The following is a 15,102-nucleotide window of genomic DNA, read 5'->3' as shown; positions in this document are numbered from 1 at the left end:
AAATCTGAGGCTCATACAGAGGTGAAGAGTCGCGTGCAAAACCGATAGCTATGGGCATCCAGCCATTCTGTAGATCTCAGAAATCACCTGCATCGTTGCGTCTTCGATCGCGCCTTCATTACGGCTTAAAAACCAGCCGTGATTTGCAATTTCTCGTTCGAACGCGTGGGTGCAAGCAACGAGCTCTTCCAGCTTGTGAATCACCGTACTACTTAGCCCACGCGCTCGGCCTGCGGCCCTCGCCCATGAGATATCAGGCGCAGTAACAACCCCGACGTGCAGGTCTGGCGTGCGCACGTTTCGTTCCATATTAAGCTGTAAAATCTCGGCAAATGGCACCATCCGACGAAACGCGGCATCCGAGGGATACCAGCGATCCATCAGGATAATGCTGTCCGCTGGTTGCTTAGTCAGCACCTGCCGGGAACTCCATGCACGGCTATCAGCAAAGCGCTCGCAAACCTCCCATTCCAAATCCAGGGCGGGGTTTCTGGCGAGTTTGTTAACAAGGGCCATTGTTTCCCCCCTGTAGAGATCGCTTTTTTTCTCGCAAAGTCGGATGACCTTCTTGTTGTCTGCCCTTAGTACTTTCGTAATGGCTTCCAACAGCGTGGTTTTACCGGCTCCCTTGGGCCCATCCAGAGCAACAAACAGCTGACGACTCATTCATTCTGCAAATGACGATTGATACAGGTTTTTTGTAAAGCTTAAATCTGGCAAAAGCATCTGACTTCCTTTGTATGAATAGCTGCCCTCCCTCTTCGTTCGTCGGGGCACCTGGCGCATCAGCGCGAATCGGATAGAGGGATCTTATAAACAGAGACTGATGAACATTCTGGCAGAGGTGCTAACACCCTGGATTACAGTCGTTCATGGTCACGATCCCTATGTCATGACCTGCGCGATGCAGTTTAAGGGATCCGCGTAGAAAACGGAAAATACCCGACGCTAAACCTACTTTTGAAGCAGACAGGCATTGACGGGCAGCTTTGAGCGAGGAGCAGACGTTAGCTGTACAAACGACTCCTCGCTGCGGGTTCCTTTTATCAGAATTGATAAGCTACGTTAACTGAGAAATTACGCGGCTCACCGTAGACGTAGCCACTCATATATGTGTAGTACGTCCGGTCAAACAGGTTATTCACGTTAGCCTGCACGGAGACCTGATTATTAATCTGATAGTGAGCAAACAGGCTCGTCAGGGGATAACTGCCCTGGTAAACACGCTGTGTGCTACCATCGGGTGCTGTAACATCTTCAAACACACGGTTTTGCCAGTTTATTCCCCCACCAATGGTTAGTGCCTGGAGCATCGGCAGGCGATAACGGGTAAACAATTTCAGGTCGGTCTGCGGCTGGTCCGGGTTATAACGGCCATCCGAATCACGTGCTACATAGCGGGTTGCACCAAAGGTCATTTGCAGGTTATCGGTGAGTGCGCCGTTCAGCTCAAACTCGGCTCCTTTACTGCGTGCACCTTTGGTTGGAGAATAAGCCTGCTCGCTGCTGTTATTGACAAAACTGCCATCAACGGCCTGACCGACATTGTTTTGTTCTATGCGGAAGACAGCCATGGTTGCGGTGAGGCGTCCATCAAACCAAGCGGATTTCAGACCCGTTTCATAGCTTTTTCCCGTGACGGGGGCCAGATATTTTCCACTGCTGTCGCGGTAGGTCTGCGGTTGGAAGATAGAGGTATAGCTGGCATATGCAGACCAAGTATCGTTGATGTCATACACTACACCAGCGTAGGGGGTAATGTTGTTTTTTTCCATATTGCCGCTTGTACCATCGGTGCTGTACTGCGTATAACGTGCACCGACAATGAGCGACAGCGGGTCAGTCAGTGAAAAACGCGCTGCGGTGTAGGCCGACTTCTGGCGCACGACGTCATCCGCGTTTTGATACCAGTCGCCCCATGTAGGCTCGGCGATATGGCCATTCCAGTGATTGTTGAAGATACCGATATCGCTGGCGGTGATATCTCCGGCATCATCATCCGTGAGCCCATTGCTACTGTTGGTCATATTATGCTGACGGCTATAGTTCATACCGGCCATCAGCTGATGTTCGCGCCCGAAGAGCATAAAAGGTCCGCTGACGTAACCATCCACGGAGGTCAGCTCACGCTTGCCCCGGTCCATGCTGCCAAAACCATCAGCACCTTCGCCGGTATCCTGATCCGGATATGACATATATCCCACATAAAGAAGCTTATCGCTGAAGGTGTTTTCAGCATGCGTGCCGTTCAGGCGGAACGTCCAGCCGTTATCAAAGTTATGTACCAGGTCGGCATACACTTTGCGTGCGGTTGTATGATAGTAGGTCCAGTCGGCGGCAGAGTTCAGGCTGCGCGAGTAATGGGTCAGGGCACCATTGCTGTAGAACACCGGGTTGCCGCCCCAGGTGGGATCGTTGGTATCGGCATCCTGATAATCGTACCCAAGCGATAACGTGGTATTATCGGTAACATCCGCATCCACCACGCCATAGAAGAATTTAGTGTTTTTGCTATAACGATCCAGCCAGCTGTCCTGATTCTGGTAACCAGCAATGATGCGGCCACGCAACGATCCTGATGCATTTAATGGGGTGGAGACATCGGCGACATAACGCTGTTTATTCCAGCTACCATAACTGGCGTTAAATGTGCCGGTAAACTCTTTGCTGTCAGCATGCTTACGCACCATATTGACGGAGGCTGCAGGGCTACCTGCTCCGGTCATCAGGCCCGTTGCGCCACGAACCACCTCGATACGATCATAAATTGCCGTATCTGAAGCAGCATCGCCATAGTTCCAGGCATCACCAACCGAGGTAGGAATACCGTCAAAGGTAAAGTTGCTCAGTTGAAATCCACGCGAGAAGTAGTAGGTTCGCTCACTGTCAATCAAATTACTGGTGATGCCCGTGGTGTTATTGAGAACGTCATTGACCGTCTGCAGTTGCTGATCCTGCATACGTTGCTGAGTGATCACGCTGACGGACTGCGGTACGTCGCGCGGTGTCAGCAGCAGTTTTGTCCCTGCCCGTGTGGTTTTAACCTGGTAATCGGTCTTGTCCTGAGCTGCCGTGGCGTCGCTAACAGCATTAGCATTCACGACCATGACTTCCTGAGTTTGCGTATTTTCTGCCGCCAGGGCCGGGTTAAGAAAGACGTGTACCGCCATTGCCAGAAATGAGATGGTGAATGTTTTACGGATGTGCGGCTCGATCGAACCCGCACAGATTTCCCTGTGTTTTAAAAACATAGTATTCCTCGCAAAAAAGAGTGTTGTTGTGTTCATTCTTATTTTTAATTGCAGCGCTATGCGTTCTCGTATAGCCAAACCATTGAACTCGTCACCGGATGCCAGCTTCGTCGCGACGCGATTTCTCACGCAGGTTTTGTGCGGTGATGTCACTGCGTCGGAATGTGCTTAAACATTTTCGTATGATGCGCAACACGGTGGCATTTAATGCTAAGAACAGTAGTTACTGCGAAGGCTAATGATAATTATTTGCTTTAATAAAGCTAAAAAGGTTTCATTTGATTGTGTAACCAGTTGTGTAAATTATTGTAAATCAATGTATAGCGAAGAAATCACATTGTTGATTGCTGATGTTTACACTTTTATCGTCGTCAATTTATTGCCAAATTTGGTCGTTTTCAGGTTAAAAATCGCGATTGCACCGAGAATTGCCATGTCACAGCAAGCGGTGGTTGACCGTACATTTGCGTCATTTTAGTAAATACGTATTATTCTCATTCTTTCTTCGATCCTCCGGTTAAGGCAGCGACCTACGGTGATCCCTTTATCCATCAATGGAGTTAAGAATGAAATTGTCTTTCATCCCGCGTCAGGTTCCGCTTGCCGCTGCAATTATCGCCACCATAAGCCTGACGGCTTGCCAGGCACCGGCCAAAAAAGCAGAAGTGCCAGCCGCCGCGGTGAAGCCACTTAATACGCAACTGACTCAGCGTGTGCTGGGGGATGGTCTGTATGAACTGGCATATTCTCCTACGGAGAAGGCGTTGTATGTAGCCAGTGCTCAGGGCTTTAAAAACGTAAATGGCGGTATGATTTATCGCCTTGATCCGCTGACGCTGGAAACTCAGGGTGAAACCCACACCGATCTGAAAAACTTTGGCATGGCGATGGAAGACGAAGGGCGCGTCTTCTACACCACCAATTCGCTTGACGGTGGTGTGTCGAAAGTTGACGCGCAGAGCGGCAAAGTGCTGAAACGCCTGATGCTGGGTGGCAAGAAAGACAAAGATGGCGATGTGCCAGGTGCACGTGAAATGCTGCTCCAGGGAGACGAGCTATACGTAGGGCGCGTAGCCGATCCTGGATTTATCTCGGTGGTGGATACCAAAACGTTCACTTTGAAAACGACCATCAAGAATGCCGGTAAGTGGGTAACGGGCATAATTTATTCCCCAGTAACCGAGCACGTTTATGCCGCTAACGGTGCGGGTGAAATTTTGGTCATTAACCCACGAACCCACAAAATTGAACAGCGCTGGACAGCGGGTGATGGAAAAGAATATCTGTTCCTGAATATGGCGAATGATCCGTCAACAGGTCGCCTTTTCGTCACCGACGATTCTAAAGGCAAAGTCACTCTGGTCTTCGACGAACGCACTGGCAAAGTAATCAAACGTCTTCCGGGTGATGCGCTGGGTATTAAATTCAACAGTAAGCATAATGAGATCTATATCTCTCAGCGTGAGTCGAAGAAAGTACTGCAGCTTGATGCTACCACCTATGCTGTGAAAAACAGCTGGTCATTCGACACCAACCCGAACAGCTTGCTGGTCTCTGCGGATGGCAATACCCTGTATGTCTCGCTGAAGCAGGCATTTAATGACGATAGCTCCACTCAGGGCAAGGATAGCGTGGCGCGTATTGCGCTTAAGTAAGAGCTAATGAGCGTAGCAGCGTAATGCATTGCTACGCTTACATTAGCAACGTCCGCTTTTGGCACGCTACGGACTTTACTTACATATCCTGATGCGTCAGGCTGCTAGTCACAAAAGTTTCTTGCTACTTCCTGGTGGTGCTACCGTCTGGGAGGGTGAATCATGACTACTATTCTGAGATCTTTTCCCGGTTTCCCTTTTTCATACCGCCATTCATTCTTCATTTTACTGATGACTTTATGCTCAAGCTCCGGAGTAGTTGTCGATTCAAGGATCTGTGTATTCTGAACTCTTCCGTCTGCATCAACATCAAACTGTATCCGCAGGGCATTCGGCAGTAACTTTCCGTTCTTATCATGAGTGGTAATTGCTGTATTTGCAGAGGAAGTGCTACCAGATGGCGTGCTGGCGCAGCCAGCCAGAAGCAGTGGCAGGATGAAGGTGAGTAGTCCGATAGATTTCATGAAGCGTCCGTGTTTTAAAATTAACCATATGGCTGTTACTACAGTAACCCATGTCACACAAGCTAACAGCCAAATTTTCATGGATAGAAACCGCTCAATGACTAGATAAATGGAGCCTGTTATCAGGCGGCATCCCACTGAGGGCTTTGCAACATCATCATGCCGCTTTGAGCAAGGAGCAGAAGACTGCTTTAAAGCATGCATGAACTCTTTAAAAGTAAATCGTTTTTGGCAGGACACCGGGACCAGAGCCGCTGTTACTTTTCGGGAAAATGTGAATTGTGGATCAGGAAATGCTCAATCGCGCTGATTAAACCGGGAGCTAAGGGGAGCGCTGGTTCAGAGTATGAAGCGATATTCGCCCTGCGATCGTCCGAAGTCACCTCTTTCAGAACATGGTTCATATTGGGCAATATAACCAGGGATGCTTGAGGATTCGCGGCCTTAAGCAGTCTTGCATCCGTTTCTTCCACCTGGAGATCGCGTTGCCCTTGCAGCACCAACACGGGTTTGGAAATACTCGAAATGAGATGACCCGGATTATATGAAAACGCATTGATTAAAAACCCCTGAACCGCAGGATTAAAGAGATTTTGCAATGCCGGATGCATATTCGTCATATCGACCCGCCGCCGATGCTCCAGAGCATCAATTATCGGCAGTGCCTGCTTTAATAGCATTTCGTTATCCGGATTAGCCTTAAGTTGCCCCCTCAGCACCTCGCCCATCGGCCTCCCGGGCGTTGCGATAAGAACCACGCCGCACACCTCCTCTTCCTGAGCCGAGGCAAGTGCAACCACGCCGCCTTCGCTGTGTCCTAACACCCAAATACAGGGAGTGTGCATCTGACGTCTAAGCACTGCTACCCAGGATCGAACGTCGTCAACATAGTCGGCAATCGTCACCGCATTGGCATCCTCTACGGCCAGTGCGCTAGCGAACATTCCACGTTTGTCGATACGAAGCGTGGCAAAGCCTTTTGCCGCCAGGCCTTCAGCAAGAAGTCGGTAAGGCGATGCATTCACCCCAAGCGGGTTGTTCCCATCCCGATCGGTCGGACCGGAGCCAGGAACGATAAGAACAACGGCGGTTGGTTTGGAATTTGGGGTGAGTAACGTACCTTTCAAAGGCCCTTTTGGCCCAGCGGCCTCCAGGACAGTTTCGGAAAAGGTCATCGGCACTGCAGCCAGACTCACAAATGGGCAAGCGCTCAAAAGGGCAATGGAGGCGGTAATATTCATCGGCGATGTTCCTGTAAAACTCAGCGTCCCGGTCAATTTATATTATAAATATGGCCTGCTCTCCATTAGATATCATTCTTCTATCATGCTCACTATCCACCAGACGAGTGTATATCGTCCTCCCGTGCGAAAGCGGTATCGGTTAGCCGACGCCCACCATAACGTGCTTTCTCCCCCCGGCGAATCAGCCGGTCGCCGATAATCACATCGCGCGTTGCCGTGCGACAGTTATAGGGGGTCGGTGAAGTCCAACGCAGTATTTCGTCGAGCGCTGAATTCATTAGCCCCCGCCCTGCCGATCGCCGCCGCCGGCGGAGGTTCACTGTTGATAATCGCTTCAGACATCGTTACCTCCCCGGTTTATTGCAGTCGCCAGCCTTCAGCGCGGTTGCGCGCCTGCCAGAAATCGGCATAGCGACCGCCCGCGGCCAGTAATTGCTGATGGTTGCCCTGCTCGATAATGTGCTGCCGATCCAGCACCAGAATCTGGTCAGCGTTTTGGATGGTCGAGAGCTGATGGGCAATAACCAGCAACGTACAACGATGGTGCAGAGACCGTAATCCGGCGGCGATCGCGGACTGATTCTCCGCATCAAGAGCGCCGGTGGCCTCATCCAGCAGCAATATCGGCGCGTTTTTCAACAAGGCGCGCGCGATGGCGACGCGCTGGCGTTCACCGCCGGAAAGCAGACCCCCGCCCTCGCCAACCTGACTTTGCCAGCCATCCGGCAGACGCTGCAGCAGCTCGTCCAGCCGCGCCAGCCTGACCGCCTGCGCAATCTCCTGCGCATCGGCGTGCGGATTGCCAATCAATACGTTTTCCCGCAGGGTGCCGCTGAACAGATAATTGTCCTGAAAGACTGGCGCGATCAGCGACATGTGCTCGCGACTGCTCAACCGGCGCAGATCGGTGCCCCCCAGCGTAATGCTGCCGCTGTCGGGATCGAAGAAACGCGCGATCAAACGCATAAGGGTGGTTTTACCGGCGCCAGAGAGGCCCACCAGCGCCGTGGTGGTGTTGGCGGGCAGCGTAAGCGACACATTTTTCAGGATCGGCCGCTCGGGTTGATAGCCAAAGGTCACGTTATGCAGCTGAATACTGGCCTCGCCGCCGTATGGCTGCGGATCGTCGGCCTGCGGCAAGGGTTGCTCGGCCAGTACCCGTTCCACCGCATCCATTTGGGCAGAAGCCATACGGATCCCGGATCCGTAGGCCGCCACTTCGGTAAGGGGATCAATCACCCGGTTAATCAGCACCAGCAGCGCCAGCAGCGTGGTCAGCTGCTGCGGATCGTTATCGGCCAGCCCCAGCCAGGTGACGCTGGCCATCAACGTCAGGAAGCTGAGCTGCGCCAGCCAGGAGTTCGCCAGTAACGGCGGCAGCACCAGCCACAGCTGGCGTTTACTGGCCCGATTTTGTGCCACCAGGGCCGCATCAAAATTGGTATGTCCCTGTTCGCCGCAGCCGTGAGTGCGCAGCACCATTTGGTTCTGCGCAAACTCAAGCATACGTTCGCTGGCTTCCGCCGTGGCAAGGTGAACGGCTTCGTCTGCGGCGCGGCCCAGCCTGCCCGCCCACCAATAAACCAGCGCCACCAGCGGAAAAATCACCAGCGCGATCAGCGCGATACGCCAGTCGAAGAAAAAGGTAATCACCACCACCACCAGCGGCGTCAAGGTGGCGCGCATGAGCGGGCTTAACTGATGGGCGGGCAGCCCGAGGATTTCCATCACCCCCTGACTGAGCAGCACGCCAAGCTGGCCGGTATTGGCGGGGCTGAACCAGCCCAGCGGCAGAGTCACCACGTGGTCGCCAATGCGGTGACGTAGGGTATTCAGTAGCGCGATGGCCACCCTGAAGCCGCCCAACGAGGCAACGTAGTTAAGATACCAGGCGAGCAACGTAGCCAGCGTGAGCGGCAATAACCACCACATCGCTCGAGTGATATCATCCTGCAATAGCGCCTGGACGATCGGCACGACCATCGCAAAAGCGACCCCCTGCAACAGGCAGAAAAGCACCATCAGGATCAGGTAACGCCGCAGACACCTGGCGTTATCTTTGCCCAGCAGCGACGAGAGACGGGTCAGCAGCATACCTCCTCCTTTGATGGTGAGAACTGGGCCTGCCACAGACGCGCGTATTCGCCCTTGTTAGCCAGCAGCTGGCTATGCGTTCCCTGTTCCACAAACCGTCCCTGCGCCAGCACCACAATATTATCGGCGTTAACCACCGTCGCGAGGCGGTGAGCCACCACCAGCAGCGAGCGGTTGCCCTGTTGAGAAATGAGCCGGGAGAGCGTGTCCTGAATGGCGGCCTCCGACTCGGCGTCAGCCTGCGCCGTGGCTTCATCCAGCACCAGCAGCTGCGGCTCCTTGAGCAGCGCTCTGGCAATACTCAGGCGCTGCGCTTCCCCGCCCGACAGGCGGGCATCTTCGCCATAAACCGACTGATAGCCGCGCGGCAGTTGCAGAATGCGTTGATGGATATTGGCCGCCTGCGCCGCGGCAATCACTTGCCGATCGGTGGCCTGCGGATCACCGAGGGCAATGTTGTCTCTGATGCTGAGCCGCAGCAGTCGCACCTCCTGAAAGACGCAGCCAATCTGGCGATAGAGATGGTCGGTCGCGATATTCGCCAGATCGACGCCCCCCAGCATAATCCGGCCGGAGTCGGGCTCAGCAAAGCGCAGGAGTAGCTTCGCCAGCGTTGATTTGCCCGCCCCGGATGCGCCAACCAGCGCCGTTACCGTACCGGGCTCCAGCGTCAGCGATACGTCATGCAGAATCTGGCGATCGGGCCCGTAGCTAAAGCTGATGCGCTCAAAGCGCACCTGGCTGCCCGCATTGCGCATCACCCGCTCCGGCTCCTTTTGTTGCGGGATCGCCAGTAACCCGGCCAGGCGAGTAAAAGCTCCCTTCGCCATCTGCAGCGACTGTGCGCTGCTGCTTAACGTGCCAATGGGCACCGAGATCCCCAGCCCCAGCACCGCAAACGGCAGCAGTTGCCAGACCTCCATCCAGCCGAGATGAATAAAGGTGACGCCGCCAACCAGCACCAGCAGCAACAAGGTGATCGGCGCGATGATCACCCCAGAGAGGCTTTCCGGCTTGATCAGCGGGCGCACCCAGTCGAGGAAGAAATCGCGAAAGCTGTCTACCGCCCGACGATACGCCTGATGAGCAACGCCATGCTGGCCGAAGGTTTTCACCACCGGTATGCCCTGGACAAACTCTACCACCGAGCGATTGACCTGCTCCAGCTGCTGGCCGTATTCCGCCATTTTGGCCTGGCTGGCACGCATAATCCGGCGATAGAGCAGAAAAAAGAACGGTAGCGGAATCAAGGCAATCAGCGTCATCCGCCAATCGATGAACAGCAGGTAGCCGTAGACGCACAGCAGGGTGGTGGCGGCATTTGCCAGGTTCAGATAGGAGTGCGCCACCAGATGATGAATGGCGGTCACGTCATCCTGCATACCCTGCTTAATTCTGCCGCTGCTGTTGGCGCTGAACCAGCTGAGCGGCGCGTGCGCCATACGACGCGCTAGCTGGCGGCGCAGCCACAGGGAGAACGCGTTGTCAGCGAGGTGAGTTGTGAGATCGGCCAGGCCGCGCAACGCCAATCCTCCTCCCAGGCAGAAAGCGGATATTTTCACGATATGCCAGGCGAGGGCCGCGCGATCTGCCTGCGCGCTCATCAGCACCCGCGCCAGTTCAGTCAGACCAATCAGCGGGGCCAGCACCAGCGCCGATGAACCCACCTGAAGCACTACCGCCAGCGCAATCCAGCCGCGAACCGGCCGCAATAGCCCGGCCTGCTGAGGTTCAGTCTCGCATGTTGAAGTCATCACAAATCTCCTTGTCAAACACCGCGCCTGGATCAGCGTCACCGCCGCTGAGATGCAGACCTGCGGTGCAAATCTGTCTGGCTGCCGGTAAATCATGGGTAATAAAAAGCACTGCCATGCCCTGCGCCAGTAGCTGACTCAGCAGTTGCAGAATCGTGCGGGCGCTGAGCACATCCAGCGCCGAGGTCACTTCATCGCAGATAAGCACGCTGGGCTGACCCGCCAGCGCTCGCGCCAGCGCCACGCGCTGCTGTTCGCCGCCGGAGAGCTCTCGCGGCAGGCGACGGGCGTAATCGCCGGGCAGTCCGACCTGGCGCAGCAGCGCGGCCACGCTGCCTGGGTGGGATAATCGGTACCGATCGAGCGCCTGCTGTAGCTGCCGCCCAACGCTGCGCAGCGGGTGCAGAGAATGGGCCGGGTCCTGAGGCACCAGCGCGATGGCGCGCTGCTGTTCGCGGGAGCGCCGGCGCACATCGCTTGCCAGCGGTCGATCGTCAAGAGCGATAGCGCCCTGATGAGGGGGATTTAGCCCCGCCAGCGAGCGCGCGAGGGTGCTTTTGCCAATGCCGGATGGCCCGGTGACCGCCAGGCACTGCCCCGGATGCAGCGCGAAACTCAGCGCCGGCAACGCGGTCCGTCGCGAATCCCCCGGATGCCAGCGCGCAACCCGCAGCCGCGGCGCTTCCTGAGCGGTGACCGGTTGTGACCACGTCACAGGAGACAACCACGCCTGCAGCAGCGGACTTTTGGGGGTGGCAAAAAGCTGCCGGGTGTCACCATATTCCATCTGCTGCCCGTTGTGCAGTACCAGCATCCGTTGCGCTATTTCCGCCACGGCGTTGAGCTGGTGACCGATCAGCAGCAGAGCAAAGCGATATTGCCGCTGTAGCTGACGCAGTTCCGCCATCATCTGCTCGCGATGTCGCCGATCTAATCCGGCGAAGGGCTCATCGAGAATGAGGAGCTGCGGGCGCTTCAATAACACCCGAGCGAGTGCGACCCGCCGACGCTGCCCGCCGGAAAGCTGGTGGGGGAAACGCTGCAGGAAAGCGTCATCCTGCGGCAATCCGAGCGAAGCCAGCATCTCGCGAATGGCGTTGACGTCACCATGATGAAATTCATTAAGCTGACGCCGCACCGACATACCCGGCGTCAGCTCCTGTGCCGGGTCCTGGCCAAGCCAGGCGGTATACCTGAATCTGAGCTGCCGGAGCTGGCGAGGCGTCGCCTGCAATACCTCGCATCCGCAGCAGATAATCTGCCCGCCGGCGTGGCGCTGCCCGGAGATCAGGTCACCCAGCAGCGCGCGCCCAAGGGTGCTTTTCCCCGCCCCGCTGCCGCCAATCAGCGCCAGCGAACCACCCGCGGCCAGCTCAAAGTTAATGTCCTGCAGCACCGCATCGCCCTGCGAGTTGCGGATCGTCAGGCCGGACACCTGAACCACCCAACGCATCAGCTCCTGCTCCAGCGGTCAGTCTGCAAACTGATGGCCACCACCACCAGCGCGATAGCAAGCGCAGGTAGCAGCGCCGCCCAGGGATTAAGCATCAGTCCGGGTAATCCGTCGCGCACCATTGACGCCCAGTCGATCCCGCCGGGAGTGGCGATACCGAGAAAACTGGCCGAGGCGAGCAGGTAAATCGCCGCGACTAAACGGGTTGTCCCATCGGCCAGGATACCGGGCACAATCACCGGCAGGACTTCGCGCCATAACAGTAACGGCAGCGCATCGCCTGCCGCACGCGCGACCTCGACATAACCGGTATCGAGGACGGGATCCGCCAGCGAACGTACGTAGCGCAGGGTAAAAGGAATATTGAGTAGCGTCATCCCGATCAACAGCGCGACCTGCCCGTTGCCAAAGGCATAGATCACCCCGATCAGTACCAGCAGCGGGGGCATGTACAGCAGCGGATCCAGTAACACCACCAGCCTTCTCCCGCGATCGGGCAAAGCCACCAACAGCAGCGCGCACAGGCTGCCTAAAAATGAGGAACACAGTGCGCACAACAGAGGGAACAGCAGAATATTGCGACCGCCGCTCAGCAGACGGCTCAAAACATCCCGCCCCAGCCCATCGCTGCCCAGCCACAGCGTTTTATCCGGCAGCTGCCAGGCCAGACCGAGACTACGCTGTGGGTTATAGGGGGCCAGCCACGGGCCACAGATAATCACGGCAATCAGCAATAAAGCGACGATTCTCACGAGCGCCTCCGCCAGGGATCGAGCCAGACCGCCAGGATATCCGCCGTGAACCAACACAGGGCGGTAATCAGCGCCAACAGCATCGCTACTCCCTGAAGCAAAATGGCATCACGGGTATTCAGCGCCGTCAGCAGCAGCTCGCCGAGGCCGGGAAAGCCAAATACGCGTTCCACCACCACGGCGCCGCCAATCAGGTAGGGTAAACTGGCGGTAAACAATTGGGCCAGCGGCCCTGCGGCCTGCGGCAGCAAATGGCGGGCCACCAGCGTCAGCCCGCGCACGCCGTTAAGGCGGGCGCTGAGGATATTGGGCGCGGCAGTCAGCCTTATCAGCGAGGCGCGTATCATACGCAGCAAATAACAGCCGCCGATCAGTGCCAAAGTCAGCGCAGGGAGAACCAGAATCGACCACTGGTCGCTGATATTGCCGGAAGCCGGCAGCAGGGAGACCGCCGGGAACCACCCCGCCCCAACCGCCAACAGCAGGATCATCAGCGTGGCAACAATAAATTCCGGGGTGCTTAATCCGCTCATTGCGATAAATGAGAGCAGCCGGTCCTGCCAGCGATCGCGATACATTGCCGCCAGTACGCCGCCGGTGCCTCCCAGCAGCAGCATCCCGCAGGCGGCCAGCAGCGCCAGCAGCCCGCTCCGTCGGGCGGCGGGAGCGATAATATCGGCTACCGGCTGTTGGCTGGTTATAGAGATGCCGGGATCGCCGCGCAGAATATCGCTAAGCCACTGCCAGTACCTTGCGGCGACGGGCCGATCGAGACCGAACTGATGCCGCAGCGTCTGCAACGCCTGCGGGGTGGCGCGTTCACCCAGTGCCTGCTCTGCGGCATCTCCGGGCGCCAGCGCCAGGGTGAAGAAGATCAACATGCTCGCCAGCCACAGCAGCAGCAGAGCGCTGAGCAGACGCCAGAGAACAAATCTGGCCATCATTGGCCGGCCGCCATTCGGGCGCTGCGGAACAGCGGGATCCCCTGGTTGAGCTCAACGCCCTGCAAGGCCGTCACCGCCGCCGAAAGCCCATCGCGATACCCCCAGAGCAAATACGGCCCCTGTTGCCACAGCTGTTGTTGTAACCGGTCGAGCTGCTGCAGTTGGCGCTGCGGATCGAGCGTTTTACGCGCCTGTTCTACCCCTGCCGCAAAATCGTCCGGATACCACCCGCCATAGTTATAGGGGTTATCATTACCGAACAGCATCGGGATCGCCGCCAGGAAGGGGCGATTTAACGCGTACATCGACAGCATCTGCGCCTGATGCAGACGCGAAATATCCCCCAGATAATCGGCCGCGGCCACCGTCTCAACCCTGAGGGTAATGCCCACGTCGGCCAGCTGCTGGCGTAATAGTTCTGCCGCGTCGTTCAGCCCCGGAGTTAGATCGGCGGTCAGCAAGGTCAGCTGCGTGATCCCTTTTTTGCGCAGCAGCGCCTGCGCCTCGGCAGCATCGGTCCGGCGCTGAGGGAGCTGGCTGTCAAAACCGCTGAGCCCCTGGCCGAACACGTCATTCCCGAGATAGCCATAGCCGCCGAGAACCACAGCAAGCAGCTGCTGACGGTTGACCAGCGTTTTCAGCGCCTGCCGGACCTCAACGTCGTCAAACGGTTTGACCCTGGTATTCATGGCAAAGTAATAACCGCTGGCATTCGCCACGCCGCTACGGATGATTTGCCAGCCCTGACGTCCGTCCACGCTGCGGGCGCTGCTAACCGGAATATCAAACGCATAGTCTGCCGCACCGCTCAGCAGGGCGTTTACCCGCGCCGTGGCATCGGCCAGCGGGCGAATTTCAATGCGATCAAACCACGCCGCAGGCTGCCATGCGTAAGGGTTGCGGCTGAGCAGCGCCCCGTTCTGCGCGTTGAAGGAGGCGACCTGATACGGGCCGCTGCATACCGGGATCGCCGCATCGCCCCGCCCCTGCTTCCATACCATGCTGGCGGCGGTCAGCACGGTGGTGACCAGATCGGCACGCGGACGGGTAAGAACCAGCTCCAGCTCTTCGGCATTCACCACGCGGCTGGCCTGCATATCGACATCGCTGAAGAATCCGGCAAAGCCGGGAGAGGCGGCCAGGAAGCGCAGGCTCGCCAGCACATCATCAGCGGTGAGCGGCGATCCATCGGAAAAGCGCACCCCGGAACGCAGTGAGACAGTCCAGCGCGTGGCATCCTGATTGGGGGTAATGGCGCGACTCAGCTGATAGTCGGGACGGCCCTGCCTGTCCGCCACCAGCACATCGCAGACGTTACCGCTCACCACCCAGGGGTAATAGGTTTGCGCGCGCCCGTAATCGAGCGTTTCGCTCTGGCTGCCCAACATCACCACCCGGAGAGTCCGGTCAGCGGCGGCCTGCGCGGCGGGCAGAGCCATTGTCACACCCAGGAACAGCCACCCTGGCAGGCGTAATTTCATCATAGTTGCA

General features: G+C 56.8%; 11 protein-coding genes. 1 reads left to right on the top strand and 10 read right to left on the bottom strand.

Annotated features, from left to right (window positions below; translation table 11 throughout):
* Positions 1 to 48: 48 nt before the first annotated feature.
* Together AC1M2H_RS09850 and fhuE are read right to left on the bottom strand one after the other, a co-directional pair.
* On the bottom strand, positions 49 to 666 hold the full coding sequence (locus AC1M2H_RS09850; RefSeq protein WP_480151237.1) for a dTMP kinase: 618 nt from the start codon (positions 664 to 666) through the stop codon (positions 49 to 51).
* Between the two features lie 380 nt (positions 667 to 1,046).
* Positions 1,047 to 3,251 carry a ferric-rhodotorulic acid/ferric-coprogen receptor FhuE gene (fhuE, locus tag AC1M2H_RS09845; protein ID WP_480151894.1) on the bottom strand — a complete coding sequence of 735 codons (2,205 nt, stop codon included), beginning with the start codon at positions 3,249 to 3,251 and terminating at the stop codon, positions 1,047 to 1,049.
* A gap of 566 nt (positions 3,252 to 3,817) precedes the next feature.
* Here fhuE and AC1M2H_RS09840 point away from each other — a divergent pair.
* Positions 3,818 to 4,906: a YncE family protein gene (locus tag AC1M2H_RS09840; protein WP_480151236.1), complete on the top strand. Its 1,089-nt coding sequence runs from the start codon at positions 3,818 to 3,820 to the stop codon at positions 4,904 to 4,906.
* A 140-nt stretch (positions 4,907 to 5,046) separates the two neighbouring features.
* Here AC1M2H_RS09840 and AC1M2H_RS09835 read toward each other — a convergent pair whose 3' ends face one another.
* From AC1M2H_RS09835 to AC1M2H_RS09800, 8 genes are all read right to left on the bottom strand, one after another.
* A complete protein-coding gene (locus AC1M2H_RS09835; protein WP_480151893.1) occupies positions 5,047 to 5,370 on the bottom strand; it encodes a TonB family protein in 324 nt (107 codons plus the stop codon).
* Positions 5,371 to 5,627: 257 nt separating this feature from the next.
* Positions 5,628 to 6,611, bottom strand: coding sequence for an alpha/beta hydrolase (locus AC1M2H_RS09830; RefSeq protein WP_480151235.1), 984 nt, complete (start codon positions 6,609 to 6,611; stop codon positions 5,628 to 5,630).
* Positions 6,612 to 6,971: 360 nt separating this feature from the next.
* On the bottom strand, positions 6,972 to 8,708 hold the full coding sequence (locus AC1M2H_RS09825) for an ABC transporter ATP-binding protein (RefSeq protein WP_480151234.1): 1,737 nt from the start codon (positions 8,706 to 8,708) through the stop codon (positions 6,972 to 6,974).
* Positions 8,699 to 10,462, bottom strand: a complete 1,764-nt coding sequence (locus AC1M2H_RS09820) for an ABC transporter ATP-binding protein (RefSeq protein WP_480151233.1) — start codon at positions 10,460 to 10,462, stop codon at positions 8,699 to 8,701. The genes AC1M2H_RS09825 and AC1M2H_RS09820 overlap by 10 nt, the downstream gene beginning before the upstream one ends.
* Complete coding sequence (locus tag AC1M2H_RS09815; protein ID WP_480151232.1) at positions 10,440 to 11,915, bottom strand: ABC transporter ATP-binding protein; 1,476 nt, start codon at positions 11,913 to 11,915, stop codon at positions 10,440 to 10,442. The genes AC1M2H_RS09820 and AC1M2H_RS09815 overlap by 23 nt, the downstream gene beginning before the upstream one ends.
* On the bottom strand, positions 11,915 to 12,667 hold the full coding sequence (locus AC1M2H_RS09810; protein ID WP_480151231.1) for an ABC transporter permease: 753 nt from the start codon (positions 12,665 to 12,667) through the stop codon (positions 11,915 to 11,917). Before AC1M2H_RS09810 ends, AC1M2H_RS09815 begins: the two co-directional genes overlap by 1 nt.
* Positions 12,664 to 13,611: an ABC transporter permease gene (locus AC1M2H_RS09805; RefSeq protein WP_480151230.1), complete on the bottom strand. Its 948-nt coding sequence runs from the start codon at positions 13,609 to 13,611 to the stop codon at positions 12,664 to 12,666. The genes AC1M2H_RS09810 and AC1M2H_RS09805 overlap by 4 nt, the downstream gene beginning before the upstream one ends.
* Positions 13,608 to 15,095, bottom strand: a complete 1,488-nt coding sequence (locus AC1M2H_RS09800; RefSeq protein ID WP_480151229.1) for an ABC transporter substrate-binding protein — start codon at positions 15,093 to 15,095, stop codon at positions 13,608 to 13,610. Before AC1M2H_RS09800 ends, AC1M2H_RS09805 begins: the two co-directional genes overlap by 4 nt.
* Positions 15,096 to 15,102: the final 7 nt, after the last annotated feature.

It is taken from the genome of Klebsiella sp. F11, assembly GCF_056712265.1.
This window is presented reverse-complemented; position numbering and strand designations above follow the sequence as displayed.